Origin of the sequence: Tritonibacter mobilis F1926 (assembly GCF_000376545.2) — a bacterium.
GTDB classification, from domain to species: domain Bacteria; phylum Pseudomonadota; class Alphaproteobacteria; order Rhodobacterales; family Rhodobacteraceae; genus Epibacterium; species Epibacterium mobile.
Genome location: NZ_CP015231.1, coordinates 1,218,953 through 1,245,832, shown reverse-complemented (window position 1 = coordinate 1,245,832; position 26,880 = coordinate 1,218,953). Strand labels below are relative to the sequence as shown.

Sequence of the window (26,880 nt, the reverse complement as noted above, 5' to 3'; positions counted from 1 at the left end):
CTCATCACAGACGGGTCTGACGCATAAACATATTCAGCCAATTCCCCGATTTCTTAGGTGAATCCCCCACCTGAACGCTGGGATGGATTTTCTCACTTGGATCTTGTCCAACTTTACGGCGACTGCGCATCAGGAAAATCTTGCCCCAACCCGACCACGTTCCCACCGAGGGCGCATCCGGATCAACCGGAAAACGCATGCGCCAATCGCGTGGTAGAGGCAGACCTGACATCTCCGCCCGCTCCAGCATCCAGACAAGCGGTATATTCGCCAGTGGACGCGCCGCATCGTAATCCCCGAGCTGGCCACCCACATCGCCATGGGCTCCGCGAAACCAGACTTGTTCAAGCTGGCCGGAATAATCGGGCGTCGTTTTCCACAGCACAGGCGTATAGACATCGCGCGTCTCATTCAGCGCAAGCGCATGATACCCCGCCTTCACATGAGAGCCGAGTTTGTGGTCATGAAAGGCGTGACGCACCTCGGACCATTGCCACAATAGCGGTAAACGAAAGCCAAGCGCTTTGACTGTGTCCCATGCGCCGACCATTTCCACCTCAACCTCTGGGTGGCAATAGGCATCGCGAAAGGCGGCACGGATTTCTGTACCACTGCCCATCTGATAATGGCGATAGGCCGTGCGGATATGGCGCACCGTGGCAAACTCGGTCCGCACTAGCCCAACTGCGCCAAGCATCCCCGCAAGCGAGCGCACTGCATATGCGCCGCGCGAATAGCCCAGAAGGTAGATTTTATCACCGGGGCGATAGCGCGATGCGAGATAGCCATAAGCGCGGCGGATCTTGCGATTGATGCCACGTCCAATCATGACGTCTGCGGTTTTGTTCCACGCGCTCCATTGCACGCCCGCCTCATAGTAGACTGAGACCCGTGGCCCCATTTCCTTGCACAGGCGATAAGCCGTCCCGGCATGGGTTTCACGCCCCGGCTCCAGCGTCGACATAGTGCCGTCAAGGATGATCACATGACATTGCGGACCGCGTTGAGCGGTTTCTGAGGATTGTGCGGACAGCAGCCGAGGCCGTCCGAACAATCCCAGAACTGATTTACTCAGCCGCTTGAGGAACATCCTTGATCAACTCCCATAGTTTGACCGGTGTGAACGGCATGTCCACCTGCCGGATGCCCTGATCCCAGAGCGCGTCCTGAACCGCATTGGCCACGGCCGCCAGCGCGCCAACGGTCCCCGCCTCGCCACAGCCCTTCATGCCCATAGGGTTCTGGGTGGAGGGCACAGGTTCGGACGTGAAGCCAACCCAAGGCATATCCTCAGCGCGGGGCATTGCGTAGTCCATGAACGTTGCCGTGAGCAACTGGCCATCGGCATCATAGACCACATGCTCGAGCATCGCCTGCCCGAGGCCCTGCGCGACCCCGCCATGAACCTGACCTTCGGCAAGCATCGGGTTGATCAGATTACCAAAATCATCGACCACCGTATAGCGGTCCACCCGCGATTGTCCGGTCTCCGTGTCGATCACGACCTCCGCGAGGTGTGCACCATTGGGGAAAGACCGCCCCGGCAATGAGGCCTCCGCCTGATGGCGCAACAGGTCTGTGCGCCCCCTTTCACGTGCAAGACCCGCCGCTTCGAGCACCGTTGGTGTCAGGTTCGACCCCGGTGCGCGGAAGGTCTCACCATCAAAGTCGACAGCATCCTCTTCAACGCCCATTTCCTCCGCAAGGAAGGGTGTGAAGGCCGCCACCATCTTATCGACCGTGGCCAGGGTTGCATTGGCCTGCGTCGTGACAGACCGAGAGCCGCCCGTACCGCCGCCCTTGGCAATACGGTCACTGTCGCCTTGGATGACCTCAATCGCGCTGACAGGAATGCCGGTCTGGTCCGCAAGGAACTTGGCAAAGACAGTTTCGTGTCCTTGTCCGTTGCTCTGCGTGCCCACATAGATGTTCACCCGGCCGTTCTCCAGAAATTCGACGTCTGCGGTTTCTGAAGGATCGCCCAAAATACTTTCGATATAGTAACAAAGGCCCGCGCCCCGGTAACGTCCCTCCGCCGCATCCTTTGCGCGCCGGGTTTCAAATCCAGCCAGGTCGCCCTCTTGCACCAGCCGGTCGAGCACGAGATTAAAATCGCCTACGTCATAGGTTTCATCGGTGACGGTCTTGTAGGGGAACTTCTGCGGGGCGATGAAATTCCTGCGCCGCAGTTCCATCGGATCAACACCGAGATCCCGCGCCGCCCGGTCCATCACCCGCTCAAGCACATAAATGGCCTCTGGTCGCCCGGCGCCGCGATAGGCATCCACCTGCGTGGTGTTGGTATAGATGCCATCGACCTCCAGCCAGGCGGTCTGAATGTCGTAAACCCCTGCAAGCACGCGCGAAAACAGCTGCGTCTGGATAGGCTGACCAAAGTGGGAGTTATAAGCCCCAAGGTTACATTGCGTGTGGACACGGTAAGCCGTGATTTTCAGATTTTCATCAAAGGCCAATTCAGCCAGAGAGGTCAGATCTCGCCCGCCGTTGTCGCTCAGCATTGCTTCGGTACGATCCGACATCCAGCCAACTGGCCGATTGAGGACCCGCGCCGCATGCGCCACTGCAAAATATTCTGGATACGGCATCGCCTTCATGCCAAAGCCGCCGCCCACATCCGGCGTCACCACATGCACATTGTCTTCTGAGAGATGTAATTTCTTGGCCAGTTGCTCTTTCATGGCCCAGACACCTTGCCCGCCGTAGTGAAAATGCATCCGTCCATCTTCCCAAGTGGCGTGGCAACCGCGTGGTTCCATCGAATTTACGATGATCCGGTTGTCGGCCACCTGCAGGCTCACTCTGTGGGCGGCCTGAGCAAAGGCAGCTTCTGTCGCCTCCCTATCGCCAAGACCCCAGTTGAAGGCGCGATTGTCCGGCGCTTCCGGATGGATCTGGGGTCCCCCCACTGTCAGGCCCAGTTTCACGTCGAGATCATCATAATCGAACTCAATCATCTCAGCCGCGTCACGGGCCTGTTCCATGGTCTCAGCGATAACCACCGCCACAGGCTCGCCGACGTAACGCACACGATGACCCGCCAGCACGGGGCGCTCGGGAGCCGCGCCCTTGCTGCCGTCGATATTATTCACCACCACCCCGTCCAGATGGGCCTCAATACCGGCCTCAACCAGATCGGCCTGCGTGATCACCAGATGAACACCATCCGCCTCGCGCGCATCCTCGACGTTGAGTGTCGTGATTTCACCATGGGCGACGGGGCTGCGAAAGACAAAGGCCCGCAACGCGCCCTGTGGCATCGTATCTTCGATGTAGCGACCCTGACCTGTCAGCAGACGCTGATCCTCCACCCGTGCGAGCGGCTGACTTTTTCCAAATTTCTCGACGCGTTGGTTCATGAGATGGCTCCCTCTGCCTGCGCTCAGCTCAGGCGGAGCCTAATGCGCGAGACAGGCTTGTCCAGTGATCGCGTGACAATGCTGAGAGAAAATTCCAGCCGCTATCACCTGATGCATGGTCACAGTGAACCTCGATGCGATGGTACTTGAGGTATTGCGCTGCGCGATGCGCCCGCTGGGCCCAACGCTTTGTGTGGGCCTGGCAGGGGGCACTGCAAAGGGGTGGGAGCAACTCCCTAGTGTATCACCGCCAACAAGACGCATAACGCACCCAGAACAAAAAAGCCCCGGACCTCGTGTACCCGGTCAGGTTCGCGGGATACGCGTCAGACCTGACCGGGCACGAGAACCGGGACTTTCAAATGGAGGGGGGCGCAGTTGGGAGTGGTGAGTGGGGTGGGCTGCGTCCCTTAGCGACCTTTATTTCAAATAAGACTTAATAGCGGGTTATCGGCGCACACCCAGCTTGCAAGATCTGCAAAGTTTTCCACGATGGTTCGACACTTTCCCTTTGAAGCGGCATTCGTTATTGGAGGACCAAATGCGGGCTTTGGCCCGCCATCTGAGATTTCAAGACGCGACGCACGGGGCATCTGACATGGCACTGGACAAGACCTTTAACGCAGCCGAGGCGGAGAGCCGCCTGTTTGACGCTTGGGAAAAGGCGGGCTGCTTTACCGCAGGCGCAAACGCCAAGCCCGGTGCGTCCACCTATTGCATCATGATCCCGCCCCCAAACGTCACCGGCGTCTTGCACATGGGTCATGCCTTCAACAACACGTTGCAGGATATCCTGATCCGTTGGAAGCGCATGCAGGGGTTCGACACGCTCTGGCAGCCCGGCACCGACCACGCCGGCATCGCCACCCAAATGGTGGTGGAACGCAAGCTGGCGGAAACCCAGCAACCCTCGCGTCGCGAATTGGGGCGCGAGAAGTTCTTGGAGAAAGTCTGGGAATGGAAAGAACAGTCCGGCGGCACCATCATCAACCAGCTCAAGCGCCTCGGCGCGTCCTGCGACTATGGTCGCACCGCCTTCACCATGGCGGGTGCGGCGGGGGACACCCGCACCGGGCATGAGAACTCGCCCAACTTTCACGATGCTGTCATCAAGGTCTTTGTGGAGATGTACAACAAGGGCCTGATCTATCGCGGCAAGCGGTTGGTGAACTGGGACCCGCATTTCGAGACCGCGATCTCCGACCTTGAGGTCGAAAATATCGAGGTCGCCGGCCACATGTGGCATTTTAAGTACCCGCTGGCGGGCGGCGCGACCTACACCTATGTCGAGAAGGACGAAGACGGCAACGTCACACTTGAGGAAGAGCGCGACTATATCTCCATCGCCACCACCCGGCCCGAAACCATGCTGGGCGACGGCGCGGTTGCGGTGCACCCTTCGGACGAGCGCTACGCGCCTATCGTTGGTAAGCTGGTGGAAATCCCGGTCGGCCCCAAGGAACACCGCCGCCTGATCCCGATCATCACCGATGACTACCCGGACAAGGACTTTGGCTCCGGTGCGGTGAAGATCACCGGCGCGCATGACTTCAACGACTATCAGGTCGCCAAACGCGGCGGTATTCCCATGTACCGCCTGATGGACATGAAGGGCGCGATGCGTGCCGACGGCGCCCCCTACGCCAATGAGGCCGCCAAAGCTCAGGCCCATGCCAAAGGTGCGGAGTTCACCGAGAACGAGGTGGATGCCATCAACCTCGTCCCCGATCACCTGCGCGGACTGGACCGCTTTGAGGCGCGCAAACTGGTGGTACAGGAAATCACCGACGAGGGTCTGGCGGTGATGCAGACCGTCACCAGCAAGGTGAAAGACGAGGACGGCAACGAGACCGAGGTTACCGAGACGGTGCCGATGGTTGAGAACAAGCCGATCATGCAGCCCTTTGGCGACCGCTCCAAGGTGGTGATCGAGCCGATGCTGACCGACCAATGGTTCGTCGACGCCGAAAAGGTCGTGGGCCCGGCGCTGGATGCCGTGCGCGATGGCGATGTGAAGATCCTGCCGGAGTCGGGCGAAAAGACCTATTTCCACTGGTTGGAAAACATCGAGCCCTGGTGCATCTCGCGCCAGCTGTGGTGGGGGCACCAGATCCCGGTCTGGTACGTCCCGGGTGAGGACGACTGGTATCCGATCTGTGCCGCGACCGAAGAGGAAGCGCTTGAAAAGGCCCGCCTGCAATCCGCCGAGGGCACCGAGTTCCGCATTGTTGCAGATCAGCAGGAAGCGGTCGAAATCCTCGCGGAACAGCGCAAGCTGATGGATGTGCGCACCGAAGGCACCATCCGGAGCTTTGAGGGGCCGATGCAGGTGCCGATGTTCCGCGACCCCGACGTGCTGGACACCTGGTTCTCTTCCGGCCTCTGGCCGATTGGCACCCTGGGTTGGCCGGAATGGACCGAGGAGACGTCTAAGTATTTCCCGACCTCGACGCTGGTCACCGGTCAGGACATCCTGTTCTTCTGGGTTGCGCGGATGATGATGATGCAGCTGGCAGTGCTGGACGAAGACCTGCCGGTGCAGGAGCGCATCCCCTTTGACACCGTCTACCTGCATGGCCTCGTGCGCGACGCCAAGGGCAAGAAGATGTCGAAATCCACCGGCAATGTGGTCGACCCGCTGGAAATCATCGAGGAATACGGCGCCGACGCGCTGCGCTTCACCAATGCGGCGATGGCGAGCCTTGGCGGCGTGCTGAAACTGGATATGCAGCGCATCGCCGGCTATCGTAACTTCGGCACCAAGCTGTGGAACGCCGTGCGCTTTGCCGAGATGAACGAGGTCTTTACCGACGCCGTGCCGCAGCTGGCCGTCGACCAGCTCGCCCCCAAGGCCGCCGTCAATGCCTGGATCATCGGCGAAACTGCCCGCGTGCGCGAGGCGGTGGACGAGGCCATGGAGGGTTTCCGCTTCAACGACGCGGCACAGGCGCTTTATGGGTTTGTCTGGGGCAAGGTCTGCGATTGGTATGTGGAGCTGTCAAAGCCGCTGCTGCAAGGCGATGATACCGAGGCACAGGCCGAAACCCGCGCTACCATGCGTTGGGTGATGGATCAGTGCATGATCCTGTTGCACCCGATCATGCCCTTCATCACCGAGGAACTTTGGCGCGCGACAGGCACGCGCGCCAAGATGCTGGTGCATGCGGACTGGCCGACCTACACCGCCGCCGATCTGGTGAAGCCCGCAGCGGATGCCGAGATGAACTGGGTGATCTCGGTCATCGAGAACACCCGCTCTGCCCGCGCCCAGATGCATGTACCTGCCGGGCTTTATGTGGATATGCTGGTTTCCAACATCGACGCTGCAGGTCAGGCCGCGTGGGACGCCAATGAGACGCTGATCAAACGCCTTGCGCGCATTGAGAGCCTGAGCAAGGTCGAGACCGCGCCCAAGGGCTGCGTATCGATTTCTGCACCCGGTGCGTCCTTCCTGCTGCCGCTGGCCGACATCATCGACATCGACGGCGAAAAGGCGCGGCTGGAGAAATCCCTCGGCAAGCTCGCAAAGGAACTCGGCGGTCTGCGTGGTCGATTGAACAACCCCAAATTTGTGGCCTCGGCCCCTGATGAGGTGGTTGAAGAGGCCCGCGAAAACCTTGCTGCGCGCGAAGAGGAAGAAACCAAGCTCAAAGAGGCACTCGCCCGCCTTGCTGAAATCGGTTGATGCGGCTGCAGTACGTTAAACAAAACGCCCGGACACTGGTTCCGGGCGTTTTGTTTTGTAAGGTTCTGCACCCAAGCTGCACACCGAGGGCCTTTCCCCGTGAAATTATCGACAATCGCCTATAGGTGGTGATTGCCAAAGCCCGTGTTCTGGTTCAGCTTGGAACGCGAAACGATAGAGGCCGGTCACCGGCCCGGAGAAGGTGGGGAAAGAACATGGCCAAAGGGTATTGGGTCGCACATGTCGATATTGACGACATGGAGCGCTACAAGGCGTATATTGATGCCAATGCAGTTCCTTTTCGCGAGTATGGTGCACGATTTCTGGTCCGAGGTGGGACGAAAGAAGTGCGCGAAGGACAGATGCGCGCGCGCACTGTTGTGATTGAGTTTGAGAACTTCGCCACGGCCAAAGCCTGCTATGATAGCGTCGCATACCAGCAGGCCAAGGCGCTCAGAGATCCGGTTTCGACCGGCGATATGGAAATAATCGAAGGCTACGACGGCTGATGCCGCCGAAGGGGAGTTTTTGATGCTGAAAAAGCTGTTTCAGGCCTTTCGCCCATCGCAAAGCCCGAACCTGCCTGATCCGGACGCAGAACTGGCGTTAGGGGCACTGTTGGTGCGGATTGCACAGTCCGACCGCGCCTATCTTGTGGAAGAGATCAGCCTGATCGACCGCATTCTGGCGCGCCTTTACGGCCACAACGCGCTTGAGGCCGCCAAGGTGCGCGCAACTTGTGAAAAACTGCACGCCGCCGCACCGGAGACGGATACATTTGGCCGCCTGATCCGCGAAACCACCGGCCTCGAAGAGCGTCTCGCGGCGTTGGATGCGCTGTGGGAAGTTGTGCTGGCGGACAATCGCGAGCACGAAGGCGAGATCGAAATCGTCAACGATGCCTGCAAGGCCATGGGCCTGTCGGTGATTGACAACAAACGTGCCCGCGCCCGGGCACGCTCAAAATTGGACACGCAACCAGTGCCGCAGGGGGATGCATGATATTCAAGGATTTTCTGGATAAGCTGCTGGCCCCTGCCCCCGCGATCCTGCCAGACGAGGACGCACGCCTTGCCTTGACGGCATTGCTGGTACGCCTTGCGCGTTCGGATGAAAGTTATTCTGATACCGAGCGCGACCGAATTGATCGCATCCTGCGCAGCCGCTTCCAATTGGATTCCGGGGCCGCGCAAATCCTGCGGGAACAAGGCGAAGGGCTAGAGGCCGAGGCACCTGACACGGTGCGCTTCACACGCGCGATCAAAGACGCAGTCCCTTATGAGGACCGCACAGGGGTGGTGGAAACCCTTTGGCAGGTCGCCCTTGCAGATGGCAAACGTGACGCCGAAGAGGATGCCCTGATCCGCCTTGCCGCCAACCTTCTGGGCGTCAATGACGTCGACAGTGCAATGGCGCGCAAGCGGGCGGAGAGCCGCGCATGATCGCCCTACTGCCTATGTATGACCGCAAAGAGACGGCAGCAGCAAATGATGCGTTTTGGGCCGCCATTCGCGCGGAAATTGGACAAGGGCCCGAAGCTCTCACACGTGACATGGATCTGTGGCAGGCTTGGCGCTCGCCGGATTTGTTGTTAGCGCAGACCTGCGGATTGCCCTATCGCGCTCGTCTTTATGGCGATGTCGAACTTGTGGGGACACCTGATTATGGTCTGCCGGGGTGCCCCGAAGGACATTACAACAGCGTGATGATTGCCGCAGCCGACCGCAAGGGCACTGCGTTGACGCAATTCGCCGGAAGTCGTTTTGCCTATAATGACCCGATATCGCAATCAGGCTGGGCTGCGGCGATGATGCGGATGCGCGCAGACGATATGTTGCCGGGCGAATTACTGGAAACAGGCAGTCATCAGGCCTCGGCCGAGGCCGTGGCGGAGGGGCGCGCAGATTTTGCCAGTATCGACGCGCTGACCTATCAGATGCTGCAAGACTATGAACCTGATCTGGTGTCGTCCCTATGCGAATTGGAACGCACCGAACCCACGCCAGCCCTGCCATTCATCACCGCGCTTTCGCAGGATGCAGGCGCGATCCTGTCTGCTTTGCAACGCGCACTGGACACGCTGGCGCCCGAGCACCGCGAAACCCTGCATCTGAAAAAAATCATCGCGACAACACCAAGTGACTACCTCGCGGTGCCAACCCCTCCGGGGCCAACCTTGGTGATGGACCGCCTTGCGCGCGCGCGCTAAAATCCGCTGCGCGTCGGCGTGCGCCTCATGGGTGGGCATCAGGGGTAACTTTGCCCTTTCCGGCAGTTTCCGTAGCGAAATTGCCGTTTTACCCCCTCTCGCGCCCCCTTTGCGCATTGCAATCGACCGGAAAGTTGGTCCAATAGGGGCCACTTCACATAACAGCCGGACGATGTAACCTTGACCGACGAAACCCCTGTACTCGAAATCCGCGGATTGCATAAATCCTACGGCGACTTGGAAGTGATCAAAGGGGTGGATATCACCGCCAAGCGGGGCGATGTGGTGTCTCTGATCGGCTCTTCCGGTTCCGGCAAATCCACGCTTCTGCGCTGTTGCAACCTGCTCGAAGACAGTCAGCAGGGCGATATCCTGTTCAAAGGCGAGCCAATTTCGTGGCGTGGCAGTGGGATCACCCGCCAGCCTGCAGATCCCAAGCAGGTGCTGCGCATCCGCACCAATTTGTCGATGGTGTTTCAGCAGTTCAACCTGTGGTCCCATATGACCATTCTGCAAAACGTGATGGAAGCACCGCTGACAGTGCTGAAGCGCGACCGCGCAGAGGTTGAAAAATCCGCCCGCAGGTATCTCGACCAAGTGGGAATCGGTGACAAATGCGACGTCTATCCTGCGCAGCTGTCCGGTGGCCAGCAACAGCGGGCCGCGATTGCGCGGGCGCTCTGCATGGAGCCGGAGGCGCTCTTGTTTGACGAGCCGACCTCTGCCCTTGACCCCGAGCTGGAGCAAGAGGTCGTGAAGGTCATCAAGGACCTCGCCAGCGAGGGCCGCACCATGCTTATCGTCACTCACGACATGCGTATGGCGGCTGATGTCTCCGATCATATCGTGTTCCTGCACAAGGGGCTGATCGAAGAAGAAGGCTGCCCTGACGAGATCTTTGGAAATACCCGCAGCGAACGGCTGCGGGCCTTCCTGTCGTCCACGCGACAGGCCCAATAACCAAAAACCAGACCAACACTATAACGGGAGTTACCACATGAAATCTCTGCTTCTTGGCTCTGCCGCTCTGGCACTGTCCGCAACCTTCGCAATGGCCGACACCATTCGCCTCGGCACCGAGGGCGGCTACCCTCCCTACAACTTCATCAACGATGCTGGTGAAGTTGACGGGTTCGAGCGCGAGCTGGGCGATGAGCTGTGCAAACGTGCCGAGCTGACCTGCGAGTGGGTCACCAACGACTGGGATTCGATCATCCCGAACCTGCTGTCGGGCAACTACGATGCCATCATCGCAGGCATGTCGATCACGGATGAGCGCAAAGAAGTTGTTGCGTTCACCGAAGGTTACACCCTGCCCTCGCCATCCGCTTATGCGGCAAAGTCTGAAGGGCTCGACGTGAACGCAAGCGTCGTTGCAGCCCAGTCCGGCACCATTCAAGCCGCGCACGTGGCTGAATCCGGCGCAACCCTCGTTGAATTCCCGACGCCGGACGAAACCATTGCTGCCGTGAATTCCGGCGAAGTGGACGTGGTTATGGCCGACAAGGACTTCCTTGCGCCGATCGTTGAAGAAACCGATCTCGTCTTCCTTGGCGACGTTTATCTGGGCGGTGGCATCGGCATGGCGTTCCGTCAATCCGACGATGAACTGCGCGGCAAATTCGACGCAGCGATTGCATCAATGAAAGAAGACGGCACCCTCAACGAGATGCTCGACAAATGGGAGATCGAGGGCAAGTTCTGATCGCCCCGGTCCCTAACTGAAACACGGGAGGGGGGCATCGGCCCCCTTTCCACTTTTGCCAGCGCAGCCCCTTTGCGCTAGCGCCCGCTCCCCATCAGAAGACGAGGCTCGCCATTTTTTCCTATTGCTCTGATCCGGCCACTCTGGAGGGCTTCCAGTGGCTGAGTTGCTATCTCACAACCGGCAAGCATTGGGCCTTTTACCTGTCTTTCGGGACGGTCCTATTGTTGCTGGCGATCACCGCGCCTCTGGCGCTCGCCTTCGGCTTCTTTGGTGCCAGCGCCGCCCGGTCACGTTTTCTACCGCTGGCATGGTTCGGCAAGGGATATATCGCCATTGTGCGGGGCGTACCGGACATCGCCTTTTTCCTGTTTTTTGTCATCGCCTTGGACCAAGGGATCGAATGGCTCCGCCACAAGGTGAAATGCCCCGACTGGGACGAGCCGATCCGGCAGGGCAATGACTTCCTTGTATGTCAGGTCGCCAAGATGCCGCTGAATACCGCGCCTCAGTGGATGCATGAAGTCTATGGTTTCAGCCTTGCGGTATTGACCTTTGCCATTGTGTTTGGCGCTTTTGCCGCAAACGTCCTGTTTGGCGCGATGCGTGCCGTGCCGCGCGCGCAGATCGAAACGGCTGAGGCTTATGGGATGACCACCCGTCAAACCTTCTGGCGTGTGCTTGTGCCGCAAATGTGGGTGTATGCGCTGCCGGGGCTATCCAACCTCTGGATGGTCTTGATCAAGGCAACACCATTGTTGTTCCTGCTGGGTGTCGAAGACATCGTCTACTGGGCACGCGAATTGGGCGGCTCAAAAACCACGCGCTTTACTGACTATCCACATGGCGACTGGCGCATGTGGTACTTCTTCGCGCTTCTGGTCTTCTACCTTGCCTTCACCAAAGTCTCTGAAATCGTACTGGCGCGCATTTCTCGCCGTCTTTCACATGGTCAGGCCACGTTGGCCGGAGAAGCACTGCGCAAGACGGAAGGAGCCTCCATATGAGCTGCTTTGAAACCTTTCAAGCCTATGCGCTACGCTCTCTGGGGTTTGGTGAACGGCTGTTGCCACGCAGTGATTTCACCCTGTGCGACCAGTTCGTGCTGATCGGCTCCGGCCTGATCTGGAATGTCTACTTCGGCGTTATTGCAATCGTCACTGGGTTCTTCTTTGCCAATGCGCTTGCAGTGGCCAAAAACTCTCCGAAACGCTGGCTGCGGTCGCCTGCCAATGGGTTCATTTTCGTGTTCCGTGGCTCACCGCTGTTCATCCAGTTCTTCTTCGCCTACTTCGTGTTCCTGTCGCTCAAGAGTGTGTCGCCAATCTTTGATCCGCTCTCGGCCGCGTGGCTTGGTGCTTTGATCGTGTTGTTCCTCAACACCTCCGCCTATTCTGCCGAGATCTTCTATGGTGCGCTGCGCTCAATCCCCAAAGGGGATCTGGAGGCCGCCGATGCCTATGGGCTGTCGGGATGGAGCCGCTTTCGTCGGGTGATCTGGCCCACGATGATGCGGCTGGCGTGGCCGTCGTACACAAACGAGGCGATTTTCCTCTTTCATGCCACAACGCTGGTGTTCTTCTCGGGCTTTCCCGCGTGGCGACAGAAGGGGGATGCGCTCTATTACGCCAACTACTTCGCGGATAAGACCTTCAACCCCTTTGTGCCTTATCCAATTTTGGCGTTCTATTTCATCCTGCTGACACTGGTGATCATCGGACTGTTTGGCGTTATCAATACACGCCTCAACCGTCATATGCCGCAGGAGCTGCGCCGCAAAATTCGCATACGCCCGCAGCTGATCCGCTAAAGATCACAGAGCTTTATGACCAGGGCACCTGCCCCGCAGATCTGACAGCGGGGCAGGATTTTTGTTAGCCTCGCGCTTTTGCGCGCACATATTGCCCCGGAGCCGAACCCAGAACCGGGTAGGATTTATGTGTACCCGGCGCGCGAGCTTCCACTTGCTTGCCCGAGCGTTTCTTGAGCCATGCCTCCCAACGCGGCCACCATGACCCCTCATGAAAACCGGCCTCATCCATCCATGCGTCCGCGTCCAGTTTTAGATCGTCGTTGACGTAATGGCCGTATTTGTTGCGGCTCACCGGATTAACGATACCCGCGATATGTCCGGACTGGCTGACGATAAAGTTCTTTGACCGCGACCCCATCTGCTGCACACCGCGATAGCATTGCTTCCACGCAGCGATATGATCCGTCTCGCAGGTGATCGCCATCAGCGGCACGTCGACGTCACGCACATGCAGCGTGTGACCAAAGAGTTCGAATCCATCGGTCACAAACCGATTATCCTGACACAGCCCCCGCAAATATTGCACGGCCATCTTACCCGGCAGATTGGCACCATCGCCATTCCAAAACAGCAGGTCGAACGCAGGCGGTGTTTCCCCCATCATGTAGCTTCGGATTGCCGGGCCATAGACCAAGTCATTGGCGCGCAAATAAGAGAACGTACGCGCCATGATGTAATGCGGCATGATGCCATCCTCGCCGATTTCAGCCTCAATCGCGTCGACAAAGTCATTTTGCAGGAAAGGTGTGAAATCCCCCTGATCGGAGAAATCTGTCAACGCTGTAAAGAAGGTTGCGGACTTCACCGATTTATCGCCACGTTGCTTCAGGAGCGACAACGTCAGGCTGAGCGTGGTTCCCGCGATGCAGTAGCCAACCGCATTGACTTGCTTGGTACCGCAAATTTCCTTGGTCACCTCAATAGCTTTCAGGAACCCTTCCTCGATATAATCTTCCATACCTACGTCGGCATAGTCGTGGTTCGGGTTGACCCATGACACGACAAAAAGACTGTAACCCTGATCGGTGATCCATTTGATCAGACTGTTCTTTTCTTTCAGATCAAGAATGTAGAACTTGTTGATCCAAGGCGGAAACAAAACGATCGGTGTTTCATGCACCGTCTGCGTGGTGGGGCTATATTGGATCAGCTCCATCATACGGTTGCTAAACACCACCTCGCCGGGGGTGGTTGCGATATTGCGACCGATTTCAAAGGCCGTTTCATCCGCGAGACGTACGATCAATTCACCATCATTGGCCTCTAGATCCGCGACGAGGTTTTCCAACCCGTCGATCAAGGATTGCCCATCGGTTTCCAGCGCTTTTTCCAACGCATCCGGGTTGGTCGCAAGGAAATTTGTGGGGGCCATCATGTTGATGATCTGATCGGCAAAATATCCCAGCCGCTGCCGGTCAACGCGGTCCAGATCCTCGACCTCCTCGACGGCAGTGCGGATGGCTTCTGCATTGGTTAAATATTGATCACGCAGGAATTTGAAATAAGGGTTGGTCTCCCACATCGGGTTGGAGAAGCGGCGATCAGTCGACCTTGGCGGCTCTGCGGTTTGGGTTTCCATCTCATCAGATTTCAACGCGCTAGCCATGATTTGCTGGGCCTCGGCAAAGTTCTGAACCGACTTTCCCCAATACTGCACCTGCTGTTCCAGCAACCGTGTGGGATTTTGCGCCATCGCCGCCCAATAGGAGGATGCTGCACGCGCGAAAAGTTCTTGATTCGGAGCGTCCAAACCGGGGTTGTGGGTCTTCTTCTGCGCCAAAACATCCATCAAACGCTTCGACAGGTGCTCCACCCGCACCAGATTTTCCTTAAGTTGGTCAATCTGTTCCGCGGATGGTGCGTCTATATCCTTGTGCGTTGTTGTCATCTTAAGGAAACCCTTTTAATCTTTCTGCTGTGCAGAATACTTGCCCTGCCATTCTACGGCAAAGCGGCGAAAGGTCCGAATCCCCCGACTTGAGTCGGCAAAGATGAACCCAAACCGCGGCACGAAAAGCACCGCCAAGGAGACGCGCATGCGCTACATGATGTCCTACGACCTGATGGAGACGGTTCGTAACGCGAACCAGTGGTTTGGCGCGACGGCGCTGTCCATGGCCTCCTACCCTGCCTTTGCGGCGCTCCCCAATCCAATGTTGAGCTGGATGGCCGCATGGGGGCAGGTTACAGAACGCAGTTTTGAGCGAATGGTAGCCAAGCCCGACTGGGGTATTCCGGCCACCACCCTGCCTGATGGTAAGGACCATTTGGTAGAAGTCGATACCGTTGTCGAAAAACCTTTTGGCGATCTCATTCATTTCCGGGTAACCGACCGCGCCGAGCAGCCGCGCAAGGTGTTGGTTGTTGCTCCGATGTCCGGCCATTACGCGACGCTCCTGCGCTCTACCGTCAAAAGCCTGATCGAGAACTGCGAAGTCTACGTGACAGACTGGCACAATGCCCGCGATATTCCGGTCTCTGCGGGCAAGTTCGATGTGGAGGATTACACGCTCTACCTCGTTGACTTCATGCGTGAACTCGGTCCCGATACCCATGTGGTTGCCGTCTGTCAGCCCGCGCCGCTGACTCTCGCGGCCACGGCCTATCTGGCGGAGATCGACCCTAAAGCGCAGCCTTCGTCGCTGACACTGATCGGCGGTCCGGTCGATCCCGATGCAACGCCCACCGATGTCACCGATTTTGGCCACCGCGTCACCATGGGCCAACTCGAGCAAACCATGATCCAGCGTGTCGGTTTCAAATATAAAGGTGTGGGCCGTGCGGTTTATCCCGGCCTGCTGCAGCTGGCTTCATTCATGTCGATGAACATGGACCGCCATTCCAAGGCATTTTCGGAGCAGATCCTGCGCGTCAGCCGCGGTGAGGCCACTGATCACGACGCGCACAACCGTTTTTACGATGAATATCTCGCAGTAATGGATATGCCTGCGGAGTTTTATCTCTCAACCGTAGAGCGGGTGTTTAAGAACCGTGAGATCGCCAAGAACGAGTTCACCGTGCAGGGTCATAAGGTCGACATTGGCAAGATCACCGATGTCGCGGTCAAAACTGTTGAAGGGGCCAAGGACGATATCTCTGCCCCCGGTCAGTGCATCGCCGCGCTTGATCTCTGTACCGGCTTGCCCGATTCGAAAAAGGCCAGCCATGTCGAACCCGATGCAGGGCACTATGGCATCTTTGCAGGTCGGTCCTGGCGCAACAACATTCGCCCGTTGGTGATTGACTTCATGGATGCAAACACCCGAAAGTCCTCGCGCAAACAGCCAAGTAAGACTGCAGCCAAATAGAGGAGCTTCCTATGCCCAGCACATCACCCGACGCTCTCGGTTTTTCATGTGCTTGTGGCAGCCTCTCCGGACATATTGATGCGGCTGCAGTAAAACAGGGGACACGCATAGTCTGCCACTGCGCGGACTGTCGCGCGGTTGAGCTTTATCACGGCGCGCCGGATCCAAAAGACAGCGGCGTGGACCTGCTACAACTGAACCCCGACATGGTCAAAATTGATCAGGGCGCAGAGCATTTACAACTGCTGCAATTGTCGCCAAGAGGGCTATATCGTTGGTACGCTGGGTGTTGCGGTACGCCTATGTTCAACAGCTTGCGCAAACCCCGGCTGCCTTTCATCGCTCTACGCAGTGCGCTTTTTGCAGAGCCTGATCGGCTTGGAAAAGTCGTGGCGCAAGCCTTCATTCCGCAGGTAGGCAAACCCCCGCGCCACGAGGGGGCCGCTCGGATGACCATGAAGCTCGCAAGCCGGATGATTTCTGCTTGGGTATCTGGACGCTGGCGACAGACACCCCTTTTTGACATCGAAAGCGGGTTGCCCGTGGCGCAGCCACGGGTCCTGTCAAAAGCAGAACGCAAGGCTCTGACAAAAGACTCTTAAACCTAATATCAGGCGCTCGCGCGATATTCAGAGGTCAATTGCAGGACGTCTTCGGAAACGGGCTCCGAAGTAGCTGCGGTACTGTCCACTGCTGGAGTTTCCACAGCCACGGGACGCCGCCGGGACCGGCGGCTTGTCCAGACAGGTTCGGGCAGGGGATCAAGGGTTTCTTCGCGCTCGGGCTGTCGCCCGTGTTCACCAACAATCCAGTTGTGTAAAATAGCCGATACCCGATCCGGTTGTTCCATCAAAGGCAGATGACCAGCATCCTCGATCATTTCGATCCGGGCATTTTTCATCAGTTCCGCAGTGAACAACTGCCGTTTCACCGGGATGATTTGGTCATGAACGCCACAGATCACCAATCCAGGCTGATCCGCCCGCATCAATGTGGCCTGTTGGTCCGACCGGCGCTGCAACATGCGACTTTGGGATACAAAAACATCCGCCCCAAGATCCTCTGCCATATCGGCAAGCTGCCCCATCACCTGATGCCGCAACGGTCCCGGCGCGAGTGCTGATGCCGGAATGACTTCTTCCATCACGCCGCGCAATCGCCCGGAACGGGCACGGATAATCCATGGTTCACGTTCTGCCGCTTTGGCAGGGGTTTCAGGCAGCGGCGTCGATCCGATCAGGCAAATCCCTGCTATGCGATCCGGCGCCTCCTGCAGCATTGCCATGGCGATCGAACCGCCAAGCCCGGCACCAACGACAGTGAACTTTTCAGGCATATGAACCAACAGCGAGGCGGCAACATCCTCGACCCTGTCAGCATTGAGAACCGGCGCAACCGTCACCGGCACGTGCCGTGACAATAATCGGATCTGGGGTTCCCAGACCCGTCCATCACTCATGAATCCCGGCACAACCACCAAAGGATGCGCCAACAACTGCGCTGGTTCAATCATATACATCTGCCCGTATTTCATGCGCCTATCTGTGGCGCTTGGGTTCACTACACGTCCCAAAGTGCGGGGCAGCAAGGACTTTTTTATTTTGCGCAAAATTGGTTAAGGATGTGTGTCTTCCTCAATACCCAGCCCACCGAAACGCACCGTTCTCGGCAAGTGGTGAATAGGGGTTATGCGCTACTTCCCAGATATGCCCATCCGGCGCGCGGAAATATCCGATGGTGCCACCCCAAAACACAGCCCCTGCCTCACGCAGCACCGAGGCTCCCGCCGCGCGCGCGCGCTCCATGAGTGCTGTGACGTCTTCGGCTTTGCGCACATTATGGCTCAGGGTCATGGCCCCAGTTCCGAGGTCCTCAACAGGCAGGTTCATATCCTCAGCCAGTTTCTCCAGCGGATAAAGCCCGATCGTTTGAGAAATCAGATCGAACGCAATGATGCCTTCTTCGCTCTCAACACGCTTCCAGCCCAGGCTTTCATAAAACTGCGCTGAGGCCTCCATATCACGCACCCCAAGCGTGATCAGGCTAATTCGTTGCTCCATTGTTCAATCCTCTCACATACAATTAACGCGCTTTCTTGCTACCTCATGCATGAACAAAAAGCGAACATTTAATTCGCATTCCCGCAGCAAACCTCCTCAACCGCTTTTTCAATAAGCGCCAAGCAGGCCTCATCGGAAAACCGATGACCGGCATCCTTTACCAACGTCAGTTGCATATCTTCGCAGGTCGCATGATCCAGCAGTCGCAATGCTGTGTCGGTAGAAACCGCTGTGTCTGCTGTCCCTTGCAGACAGCGCACAGGAAACGGTAAATTCAAATCGCCGCGCAACACCAGATTCTGGCGTCCGTTTTCCACCATCCGCTTGGTCACCACATAAGGTTCCATATAGTCGCTTGGCAATTCCACCCGACCATGGCGCTCCAGCTCCGCCTTCTGCGCGTCGGTGAAATTGGCCCAATAGCCATCCTCAGTGAAATCGGGTGCCGCCGCGATGGTCACCATCCCCTTGATCCGCGCTGCCCGCGCTTTGGCCAGCAAGAGTGCCTGCCAACCGCCCATAGAGGAGCCAACCGGCACGATCTCACCTTCGGTCAATGCATCCACCGCCGCCAGCGTGTCTGCGTGCCAATCGCCGATGCAGCCCTCCTCAAACTGACCTGAGCTCTCGCCATGCCCGGAGTAGTCGAACCGCAGGAACGCCTGGCCGCGCGCCTTGGCCCACTCCTCCAGAAACAACGCCTTGGTGCCCTCCATGTCGGATTTCAATCCGCCTAAGAACACCACGCAGGGCCCCTGCCCTTCGGTCTTGTGATAGGCAATACGTCGTCCTTCAGCGGTGTCCAGATACTGCGGCGCCATTTGCATTCTCCCTAAAGCCTTGGTCGTCCCCACATGCCACGGCGGAGCGAGATTCGCCAATTCTCCACCTCTTCTAACGCGAAATATCCCGGGGAGCGCGAGGGGCAGCGCCCCTCGCCCACACTGTCAGCAATTTTCCAACCGACACCTTGACCTTATCCGCCCCCTCGGCCAAACAGCAAACACACATATAACCCGCAACCGGGCGTTCAGTGGGCGCCAAACCGACGAGGAGAGCCAGCCTATGGCCCAGATTTCCCTCACATTCCCCGATGGCAACGCACGTTCCTACGACGCAGGGATTACCCCTGCCGAGGTCGCTGCCGACATCTCCACCTCGCTTGCCAAAAAAGCGATCTCCGCCACCGTGGACGGTCAGCACTGGGACCTGCAATGGCCCGTGACCAAGGATGCCGCCATCGCCATCCACACCATCAAGGACGAGGCGCAGGCCAATGAGCTGATCCGCCACGACCTCGCCCATATCATGGCGCGCGCGGTGCAAGAGATATGGCCAGACACCAAGGTCACCATCGGTCCGGTCATTGAAAATGGCTGGTACTACGATTTCGACCGCGCCGAACCGTTCACGCCCGAAGATCTCGGCACCATCGAAAAGAAGATGAAAGAGATCATCAACAAGCGCGAGCCGGTGACCACCGAGGTTTGGGACCGCGCACGTGCGGTGCAGTATTACACCGACAACAACGAGCCCTATAAGGTCGAACTGATCGACGCCATTCCCGGCGACGAGCCCTTGCGCATGTATTGGCACGGCGATTGGCAGGATCTCTGCCGCGGCCCGCACCTGCAGCACACCGGCCAGGTGCCCGGTGACGCGTTCAAACTGATGTCCATTGCAGGTGCCTATTGGCGCGGCGACAGCGATCGCGCCATGCTGCAGCGCATCTATGGCGTCGCCTTCACCGGCAAGGAAAAGCTCAAGGCGCATCTGACCATGCTGGAAGAGGCTGCCAAGCGCGACCACCGCAAGCTGGGCCGCGAGATGAACCTCTTCCACATGCAGGAAGAAGCGCCTGGCATGGTGTTCTGGCACCCCAACGGCTGGCGCATCTACACCACCTTGCAGGACTACATGCGCCGCATGCAGGACAAGGGCGGCTATGTCGAGGTCAACACCCCGCAGGTCGTGAACCGCAAACTCTGGGAAGCCTCGGGTCACTGGGACAACTACCAGGAAAACATGTTCATCGTGGAGGTCGACGAGGACCACGCCCGCGAGAAAGCGGTGAACGCGCTAAAGCCGATGAACTGCCCCTGCCATATTCAGGTGTTCAATCAGGGTCTCAAATCCTATCGTGACTTGCCGCTGCGCATGGCGGAATTTGGCTCCTGTAACCGGTATGAACCCTCGGGTGCGATGCATGGAATCATGCGGGTGCGCGGCTTTACCCAAGACGATGGCCATATCTTCTGCACTGAAGAGCAGGTTGAGGCGGAAACGAAGGAATTTGTCTCCTTCCTCGCCAAGGTCTATCAGGATCTCGGTTTTGAAAAATGGCGCGTAAAGCTCTCTACCCGCCCCGAAAAACGGGTGGGCACAGAAGAAAGCTGGGATCAAGCCGAAGCCGCGCTTGCCGCAGGCATCCAAGCGGCAGGATACGAGTATGAGCTGCAAGAGGGTGAAGGCGCTTTCTACGGCCCGAAACTCGAGTTTGTTTTGACCGATGCCATTGGCCGCGACTGGCAATGTGGCACCCTGCAAATCGACCCCAACCTGCCCGAGCGTCTGGATGCAACTTACATCGGTCAGGACGGCGACAAGCACCGCCCGTTGATGCTTCACCGCGCCACATTGGGCTCTTTCGAGCGGTTCATCGGCATCTTGATCGAAGAACACGCGGGCAAGCTGCCGTTCTGGCTCGCACCACGTCAGGTGGTTGTCGCCTCGATCACGTCGGAGGCCGATGACTATGTGAACGAGGTCGTCGCAACCCTTCGCGACGCCGGTGTGCGGGCCGAGGCCGACATCCGCAACGAGAAGATCAACTACAAGGTCCGCGAACACTCCGTGGGAAAGGTGCCGGTCATTCTCGCCGTCGGCCACCGCGAGGTCGAAGAGCGCACGGTTTCGGTGCGCCGCCTTGGCGAAAAGCAAACCAAGGTCGAAAGCCTCACAAATGTTACAGAAGAGCTCGCGAAGGCCGCGACGCCGCCGGATCTTCTGTAACAATTCTCGAGATTCCTGCAATGAACGGCCCCCAATCGGGGGCCGTTTTGTTACAACCACGCGAAAACCGAGGAAATATACGGTTCAACTGTGGCCGTTCTCTAACATCGACTGACGCAGGCGTGAGCCACGTGCTCGTGAGTTTGTTTACCCATCAATCCCCGGTTAGTGTGTACTTGTCACTAAAGACGACGCATATCACTTCAGGAGGACACGCGTATGTCGACCACTAAGAAAACCCTTGCTGTTGCCGGCGCTGTTGCCGCAGCACTGACCGCAGTTACTGCTCCGCATGCATCCGCACAGGCCAAAGAAAAATGCTACGGCGTCTCTCTTGCAGGCGACAATGACTGCGCCGCCGGTCCCGGCACGACCTGCGCAGGTACTTCGACCGTTGATTATCAAGGCAACGCATGGACCCTCGTTGACGCAGGCACCTGCGCCGATATGGACCTGCCTGCAATGGCAGACGGCACGGCGCGTAACGGCTCTCTGGAGCCGCTGGAGCGCGACCTGCCCGCATAATCCACTGCGATACATTTCCGTGGGGGCGCACAATCGCGCCCTCGCGACCTGCTCCGTGTTGATTGACACGACTGTCTCTCTCCCTTCGCTTCATCGAAAAGAGGTGCGCCATGCCCGCACGTTCAGAGCATTCTCGCCTGCCGAACGCCGCAGGTGTCGGTTATAAACCTCAGCATTTTCAGGCAATCATGGAAGATGCGGGCACGGTCGAATGGCTCGAAATTCATGCGGAAAACTACATGGGCGACGGCGGTCGTCCCTTGGCGCAATTGCGTCACCTGTCTGAGCGCTTTCCAATTTCGGTGCATGGTGTGGGTCTGTCGATCGGTGGCGAAGGTCCCCTTGACCCAGATCACCTCGCCCGGCTGAAACACCTTGTCGGCTGGCTGAAACCAGCGAGCTTTTCCGAGCATCTGGCATGGTCGACCCATGATACTCATTTCTACAACGACCTGCTGCCGTTGCCTTACACGGATGCCACGCTCACTCGCGTCTGTGATCACATCAATCAGGTACAAGACCTGTTGGGACGGCAGATGCTGCTGGAGAACCCTTCAAGCTACCTCGCATTTGCTGAGAGTACCTGGGCAGAACCAGCATTCCTGAATGAGATTGCAAAGCGCACCGGCTGCGGGTTGCTCTTGGATGTGAACAACGTCTTTGTCTCGGCCACCAATCTTGGGTATCGGCCACAGGAATATATTGACGCCTATCCACTTGATCTGATCGGTGAAATTCACTTGGGCGGGCATGACGAAGACGAAGATGACCATGGCCGCCCGCTGCTGATCGACAGCCACGGCGCAGAAGTGGTAGATCCTGTCTGGTCGCTGCTGGCCCATACGCTGGTGCGCTCGGGGCCCAAACCAACACTGGTGGAATGGGACACCGATGTGCCTGATTGGCCAGTGCTGGAAGCCGAGGCGGCCCGCGCCGCGAATGCTCTGCACGCAGTCAGAGTGCCGGCCTGATGTCACGCGAAGAGCAATTCACCCGCGCCATTCTGGATGCGCGCGAACCCGTCCCCGAGGGGCTGATGGATGGCGTCGCGCGGCCCGCGGGGCGTCGTTTTAGCGTCTATCGCAACAATGTCGCCGTCTCCCTTACCGAGGCTTTGCATCAGGGGTTTCCTGTCATCGCGAAGCTTCTGGGACAACAGAACATGGACGGTCTGGCCGCAATGTACCTGCGCGCCCATCCGCCGTCCTCACCGTTGATGATGCATTACGGCGCGGGCTTTCCCGAGCTTTTGGAAAACCTCGAACAGCTCTCCCACCTGGGTTATCTGGGCGATGTGGCGCGATTGGAACTTGCCCTGCGCCGCAGCTACCATGCGGGTGATGCCACACCGTTGGACCCCGCGCGCCTTGGTGCGATGGCTCCCCAAGATTTGATGCGTTGCCGTCTGCACTTTGCACCCGCGATGGGCCTGATGCGCTCAGATTGGCCGATTTTCTCCATTTGGCGCTATAACACCGAGCCAAACGCACCTAAACCGCAGGCTGGCGCCGAAGACCTATTGATCACTCGACCCGAATTTGACCCCATTCCGCAACTGCTTCCCAAGGGCAGTGCGGTCTGGATTGCCGCGCTTCAGGCAGGCGAGACACTCGGAGATGCAACCGAAGCCGCTACAAATGAATTTCCTGATTTCGACCTCAGCGCCCCCTTGGCGCTCCTGATCGAGGGCTTGGCCCTCACCGACCTCTCGCAATAGGACTTCCCATGACCGCGTTGATTTCACTGCATAACGCCGCGTTCAACCTGATTGAGCGCGCGGGCAATTGGCTGATGCCGCTGTTTGCCCGTTTCACCTTTGCAGCTGTTTTGCTGCTTTATTACTGGAACTCCGGCCTGACCAAGCTGGGAGACGGGATCTTCGGACTGTTCTCCCCTTCAATCGGAGCCTACAGCCAGATTTTCCCGAAACAACTCGAAGCCGCTGGCTACGACGTGTCGCAGTTCGGTATCTTTCAGTGGTTGGTGGTGATGGCTGGCACTTACGCCGAATTCTTGCTGCCGCTGCTGATCGTGATCGGGCTTGCTACGCGCCTCGCCGCTCTTGGCATGATCGGTTTTGTGGTGGTGCAGTCTCTCACCGATGTTTACGGGCACGGCGCGACGGACACCAAAACACTGGGTGCATGGTTTGATCGCTTTTCTGACAGCGTCATAATGGATCAACGGCTGTTGTGGGTCTTTGTGCTGGTGTTTCTGGTCGTAAAAGGTGCAGGCGCGCTATCGGTTGATGCCCTCTTGCGTCACCGCCGCGCCGCAACCCAGGCCTGAAGTAGCATCCCTTCTCCTTAGAAACGGCGCGTCTGAACCGACCAGACGCGCCGTTTTTCTATCTAGAATAGGGTTTCTCAGGCCACGCCGAGCGCTGATTTTACATCAGCGTTCCAACCGAGAAAAAACCGCCCTTCAGCCTCAATCAGCGGGCGTTTCATCAGACTCGGATGCTCTGCCACCAGTTCCAGTGGGGGTCTTGCACGTTCTTCCTCGCTCAAGCCACGCCACGTGGTCGAGCGGGTGTTAAGCAATGTGTCTGGAAATTGAGCATAAGCTTGCTCCATCACATCTGCCGGGACTCCATCTTTGCGGACATCCACAAAATCAGCCGCAGGCAATGATTTCAGTGCCTTGCGACATGTGTCGCATGTTTTCAGACCATAGAGCTTCACTTCAGCTTTCCCTTGCGCATGAAAGTTTCACACAATTTACGGTAGAGTCCCACCGATTTCCTTTGATTTTTCAAAACCCCGTGCCACACTAAAACGGGCCTGCGTTAACCAAGGGCTTGGATCACCTGGACTTGGGCGTCGTTTGTTCGCCTCGGGACGGGAGATTGAAAGGTACTTTGAGCATGCTCAAAGTGAAGTGCAAGTGAGAAGGAGACACGGGACATGCCAACTGGCACCGTGAAATGGTTCAACACCACCAAGGGCTATGGTTTTATTGAACCCGATGAGGGCGGCAAGGACGTGTTTGTCCATATTTCCGCCGTCGAACGCTCTGGCCTGACCGGCCTGGCTGACAACCAAAAAGTGGGATATGAGCTGAGCGAAGGCCGAGATGGCCGACAAATGGCCGGCGATATTCGCCCGCTTTAAGGCCCCTCCCCCATAAAGATCTCTGCGTCCGACCCACGCTTCTGTGGCTTGGGCGCAGTTTTTCTATTCCACAATCTCAAATCCGGCGCGCAGATTTCATGCCGTGGGTCAGTTCGGCTTGCGCAGGTATTCCGTCAGGACGCAGGTTGGCGTTTCCGTTCTCAATGGCAGACGCGCACCGATACGCCACTGGCTTTCGTCAAATGACGGAAAGAAGGCATCTGCATCAGGAATATCAAGCGCGACTTCGGTTATCATCAACCGGTCCGCGATTTCCAGCATGCCTTTATAGATCCCTGCCCCACCGATCCCATAGATACGCGCATAGCCCTCGCGCCGCGCCAAGGCAACGGCGTCCTCGATCGTTTTCACTACGGTTTCAGCCGCATCCGGGTTTGAGGACACAACAATATTCAGCCGGTTTTTCAGGGGCTTTACGGGTAAACTGTCCCAGGTGTTGCGCCCCATAATGATAGCCCCGCCCAGCGTTTCGCGCTGAAAGGCTTTTAAATCTTCGGGCGCGTGCCACGGAATATCGTTGTCCTTGCCGATGGCCGCGTTTCGAGCCCGAGCGACGATAAGTGTGATCATGAAAGTACCTGTATGTATCTGGAGCGTTCAAACCGCGACGGGCGCTTTGATGGTGGGATCAGGATCATAGCCGATGACCTCAAAATCCTCGTATTTGAAATCAAAAAGCGACGTCACATTCCGCGCGATGCGAATTTGTGGCAGCTGTTTCGGGCGGCGCGACAGTTGCAGCTTCACTTGTTCCATGTGGTTTGAGTAAATATGCGCATCCCCCATGGTGTGCACAAATGTCCCAACCTCATAGCCGGTTACATGCGCAAGCATCTGCAAAAGCAGCGCATAAGACGCGATGTTGAACGGAACACCAAGGAACATGTCCGCGGAGCGTTGATAAAGCTGCAGATGCATTTTTCCGCCCAATACGCGTACCTGCCAGAGACTATGACAGGGCGGCAGCGCCATATCGGGAACGTCGGCAGGGTTCCATGCAGTCACAATCAGGCGGCGGCTGTCGGGGCTATTGCGGATCATTTCCACCAGATCGCTGATCTGATCCACCGTGCCCGCACGATACAGCGGCTCATCCCCCAAAGTGCCCTCTGCCAGTTCAAGTCGCGGAAACTTGCGCCACTGGTAACCATAGACCGGCCCAAGGTCGCCATTTTCATCCGCCCACTCGTCCCAGATCGAAACACCATTGTCTTTCAGGTATTTGATGTTGGTATCACCGGACAAAAACCACAGAAGCTCGTGAATGATGGAGCGCAGGTGCAGCTTTTTCGTGGTGACCAGCGGGAAGCCATCGGCAAGATCATACCGCTGTTGCATGCCGAAACACGACAGAGTGCCCGTACCGGTGCGGTCCGTCGTCTCGACCCCGTGGTCAAGGATATGCTGCAAGGCGTCGTGATATTGCTGCATGGCGCGGGCCTCCTGTTTGCCCTCCGGTGATACCGCGCCAACTGGACAGTTCCAAGCAGTTTACCCTGCCACCCTCGACATTCCAGCCTCAGAACTTAGGTTGACCCACGACACCGTATTATTTTGACTGCTGGAAAGAAGGACGTCCCATGCCGCTCAAGTATCTGCACACCATGGTCCGAGTGAAAGATCTCGAAAAATCCATGGCTTTTTATGAACTTCTGGGTTTGAAGGAAATTCGCCGCCACGACAGTGAAGGCGGACGTTTTTCGCTGATCTTCATGGCACCTCCAGGCCAGGAAGAGGCTCCTATTGAATTGACGTGGAACTGGGATGGCGATGATGAACTGCCCTCGGACAGCCGTCACTTTGGCCATCTCGCCTATGAGGTCGATAATATCTATGAGATGTGCCAGCACCTGATGGACAATGGCGTCACCATCAACCGCCCGCCGCGCGATGGGCGTATGGCTTTTGTCCGCTCCCCTGACAATATCTCTATCGAGTTGCTGCAGGCAGGAGAGGCGCTTGCCGCTGCCGAGCCATGGGCAAGTATGGAAAACACCGGTCACTGGTAAGCGTGTGCCGCCTATTGAGATATTCGGCTGATCGCACTTTCGA

General features: G+C 57.7%; 27 protein-coding genes. 18 read left to right on the top strand and 9 right to left on the bottom strand.

Annotation, left to right across the window (positions count from 1 at the left end; genetic code table 11):
* Nucleotides 1-4: 4 nt before the first annotated feature.
* Nucleotides 5-1,090 carry a DUF2235 domain-containing protein gene (locus tag K529_RS21420; protein WP_009178488.1) on the bottom strand — a complete coding sequence of 362 codons (1,086 nt, stop codon included), beginning with the start codon at nucleotides 1,088-1,090 and terminating at the stop codon, nucleotides 5-7.
* Nucleotides 1,068-3,377 (bottom strand): xanthine dehydrogenase family protein molybdopterin-binding subunit, encoded by a 2,310-nt coding sequence (locus K529_RS21415; RefSeq protein ID WP_005613687.1) that lies wholly within the window; start codon nucleotides 3,375-3,377, stop codon nucleotides 1,068-1,070. Before K529_RS21415 ends, K529_RS21420 begins: the two co-directional genes overlap by 23 nt.
* 598 nt (nucleotides 3,378-3,975) lie before the next feature.
* Between K529_RS21415 and K529_RS21410 the strand changes: the two genes are divergently transcribed.
* From K529_RS21410 to K529_RS21370, 9 genes are all read left to right on the top strand, one after another.
* On the top strand, nucleotides 3,976-7,062 hold the full coding sequence (locus K529_RS21410) for a valine--tRNA ligase (RefSeq protein ID WP_040641577.1): 3,087 nt from the start codon (nucleotides 3,976-3,978) through the stop codon (nucleotides 7,060-7,062).
* 215 nt (nucleotides 7,063-7,277) lie between these two features.
* A complete protein-coding gene (locus K529_RS21405) occupies nucleotides 7,278-7,571 on the top strand; it encodes a DUF1330 domain-containing protein (RefSeq protein WP_005613683.1) in 294 nt (97 codons plus the stop codon).
* A gap of 22 nt (nucleotides 7,572-7,593) precedes the next feature.
* Nucleotides 7,594-8,064 (top strand): tellurite resistance TerB family protein, encoded by a 471-nt coding sequence (locus K529_RS21400; protein ID WP_005613682.1) that lies wholly within the window; start codon nucleotides 7,594-7,596, stop codon nucleotides 8,062-8,064.
* Entirely contained in the window at nucleotides 8,061-8,504 is a 444-nt protein-coding gene (locus tag K529_RS21395; RefSeq protein WP_005613680.1) for a tellurite resistance TerB family protein, read from the top strand. The genes K529_RS21400 and K529_RS21395 overlap by 4 nt, the downstream gene beginning before the upstream one ends.
* Complete coding sequence (locus K529_RS21390) at nucleotides 8,501-9,271, top strand: phosphate/phosphite/phosphonate ABC transporter substrate-binding protein (RefSeq protein ID WP_005613678.1); 771 nt, start codon at nucleotides 8,501-8,503, stop codon at nucleotides 9,269-9,271. The genes K529_RS21395 and K529_RS21390 overlap by 4 nt, the downstream gene beginning before the upstream one ends.
* 180 nt (nucleotides 9,272-9,451) lie before the next feature.
* Nucleotides 9,452-10,231 (top strand): ABC transporter ATP-binding protein, encoded by a 780-nt coding sequence (locus K529_RS21385; RefSeq protein WP_005613676.1) that lies wholly within the window; start codon nucleotides 9,452-9,454, stop codon nucleotides 10,229-10,231.
* A gap of 37 nt (nucleotides 10,232-10,268) precedes the next feature.
* Nucleotides 10,269-10,976: a transporter substrate-binding domain-containing protein gene (locus tag K529_RS21380; protein WP_005613674.1), complete on the top strand. Its 708-nt coding sequence runs from the start codon at nucleotides 10,269-10,271 to the stop codon at nucleotides 10,974-10,976.
* 113 nt (nucleotides 10,977-11,089) lie between these two features.
* The gene (locus K529_RS21375) at nucleotides 11,090-11,983 is read left to right on the top strand and encodes an ABC transporter permease (protein ID WP_074712595.1); all 894 of its coding nucleotides are present in this window, start codon (nucleotides 11,090-11,092) and stop codon (nucleotides 11,981-11,983) included.
* Nucleotides 11,980-12,786: an ABC transporter permease gene (locus tag K529_RS21370; protein WP_005613672.1), complete on the top strand. Its 807-nt coding sequence runs from the start codon at nucleotides 11,980-11,982 to the stop codon at nucleotides 12,784-12,786. Before K529_RS21375 ends, K529_RS21370 begins: the two co-directional genes overlap by 4 nt.
* A gap of 64 nt (nucleotides 12,787-12,850) precedes the next feature.
* Here K529_RS21370 and K529_RS21365 read toward each other — a convergent pair whose 3' ends face one another.
* Nucleotides 12,851-14,677: a PHA/PHB synthase family protein gene (locus K529_RS21365; protein ID WP_005613671.1), complete on the bottom strand. Its 1,827-nt coding sequence runs from the start codon at nucleotides 14,675-14,677 to the stop codon at nucleotides 12,851-12,853.
* Nucleotides 14,678-14,825: 148 nt separating this feature from the next.
* Between K529_RS21365 and phaZ the strand changes: the two genes are divergently transcribed.
* Together phaZ and K529_RS21355 are read left to right on the top strand one after the other, a co-directional pair.
* Nucleotides 14,826-16,097, top strand: coding sequence for a polyhydroxyalkanoate depolymerase (gene phaZ, locus K529_RS21360; RefSeq protein WP_005613670.1), 1,272 nt, complete (start codon nucleotides 14,826-14,828; stop codon nucleotides 16,095-16,097).
* 11 nt (nucleotides 16,098-16,108) lie between these two features.
* A complete protein-coding gene (locus K529_RS21355; protein WP_005613669.1) occupies nucleotides 16,109-16,699 on the top strand; it encodes a DUF6151 family protein in 591 nt (196 codons plus the stop codon).
* Nucleotides 16,700-16,707: 8 nt separating this feature from the next.
* Here the strand turns inward: K529_RS21355 and K529_RS21350 are convergent, their stop codons facing one another.
* The 3 genes from K529_RS21350 to K529_RS21340 form a co-directional block, all read right to left on the bottom strand.
* Entirely contained in the window at nucleotides 16,708-17,631 is a 924-nt protein-coding gene (locus tag K529_RS21350) for an alpha/beta fold hydrolase (RefSeq protein ID WP_005613667.1), read from the bottom strand.
* Nucleotides 17,632-17,731: 100 nt separating this feature from the next.
* Nucleotides 17,732-18,157, bottom strand: coding sequence for a VOC family protein (locus K529_RS21345; RefSeq protein WP_005613665.1), 426 nt, complete (start codon nucleotides 18,155-18,157; stop codon nucleotides 17,732-17,734).
* Nucleotides 18,158-18,225: 68 nt separating this feature from the next.
* Nucleotides 18,226-18,978, bottom strand: a complete 753-nt coding sequence (locus K529_RS21340; protein ID WP_005613664.1) for an alpha/beta hydrolase — start codon at nucleotides 18,976-18,978, stop codon at nucleotides 18,226-18,228.
* Between the two features lie 244 nt (nucleotides 18,979-19,222).
* On the opposite strand from K529_RS21340, the gene thrS reads away from it, so the two are divergent.
* The 5 genes from thrS (at nucleotide 19,223) to K529_RS21315 (ending at nucleotide 23,983) form a co-directional block, all read left to right on the top strand.
* Entirely contained in the window at nucleotides 19,223-21,169 is a 1,947-nt protein-coding gene (gene thrS, locus K529_RS21335; protein WP_046002718.1) for a threonine--tRNA ligase, read from the top strand.
* Between the two features lie 219 nt (nucleotides 21,170-21,388).
* Entirely contained in the window at nucleotides 21,389-21,694 is a 306-nt protein-coding gene (locus tag K529_RS21330) for a BufA1 family periplasmic bufferin-type metallophore (RefSeq protein WP_005635688.1), read from the top strand.
* Between the two features lie 110 nt (nucleotides 21,695-21,804).
* Nucleotides 21,805-22,665 carry an MNIO family bufferin maturase gene (gene bufB, locus K529_RS21325; RefSeq protein WP_005635686.1) on the top strand — a complete coding sequence of 287 codons (861 nt, stop codon included), beginning with the start codon at nucleotides 21,805-21,807 and terminating at the stop codon, nucleotides 22,663-22,665.
* On the top strand, nucleotides 22,665-23,411 hold the full coding sequence (locus K529_RS21320; protein WP_005635684.1) for an HvfC/BufC N-terminal domain-containing protein: 747 nt from the start codon (nucleotides 22,665-22,667) through the stop codon (nucleotides 23,409-23,411). Before bufB ends, K529_RS21320 begins: the two co-directional genes overlap by 1 nt.
* Nucleotides 23,412-23,419: 8 nt before the next feature.
* Nucleotides 23,420-23,983, top strand: coding sequence for a DoxX family protein (locus K529_RS21315; protein WP_005635682.1), 564 nt, complete (start codon nucleotides 23,420-23,422; stop codon nucleotides 23,981-23,983).
* 77 nt (nucleotides 23,984-24,060) lie between these two features.
* Here K529_RS21315 and K529_RS21310 read toward each other — a convergent pair whose 3' ends face one another.
* Nucleotides 24,061-24,378, bottom strand: a complete 318-nt coding sequence (locus tag K529_RS21310; protein WP_005635681.1) for an ArsC/Spx/MgsR family protein — start codon at nucleotides 24,376-24,378, stop codon at nucleotides 24,061-24,063.
* 222 nt (nucleotides 24,379-24,600) lie between these two features.
* Between K529_RS21310 and K529_RS21305 the strand changes: the two genes are divergently transcribed.
* The gene (locus K529_RS21305; RefSeq protein WP_009178415.1) at nucleotides 24,601-24,807 is read left to right on the top strand and encodes a cold-shock protein; all 207 of its coding nucleotides are present in this window, start codon (nucleotides 24,601-24,603) and stop codon (nucleotides 24,805-24,807) included.
* Between the two features lie 108 nt (nucleotides 24,808-24,915).
* Here the strand turns inward: K529_RS21305 and K529_RS21300 are convergent, their stop codons facing one another.
* Both K529_RS21300 and K529_RS21295 read right to left on the bottom strand, forming a co-directional pair.
* A complete protein-coding gene (locus tag K529_RS21300) occupies nucleotides 24,916-25,398 on the bottom strand; it encodes a dihydrofolate reductase (protein ID WP_005640098.1) in 483 nt (160 codons plus the stop codon).
* Between the two features lie 27 nt (nucleotides 25,399-25,425).
* Complete coding sequence (locus tag K529_RS21295; protein WP_005640095.1) at nucleotides 25,426-26,259, bottom strand: thymidylate synthase; 834 nt, start codon at nucleotides 26,257-26,259, stop codon at nucleotides 25,426-25,428.
* Nucleotides 26,260-26,408: 149 nt separating this feature from the next.
* On the opposite strand from K529_RS21295, the gene K529_RS21290 reads away from it, so the two are divergent.
* Nucleotides 26,409-26,837 carry a VOC family protein gene (locus K529_RS21290; RefSeq protein WP_005640090.1) on the top strand — a complete coding sequence of 143 codons (429 nt, stop codon included), beginning with the start codon at nucleotides 26,409-26,411 and terminating at the stop codon, nucleotides 26,835-26,837.
* The last annotated feature ends 43 nt before the right edge of the window (nucleotides 26,838-26,880 follow it).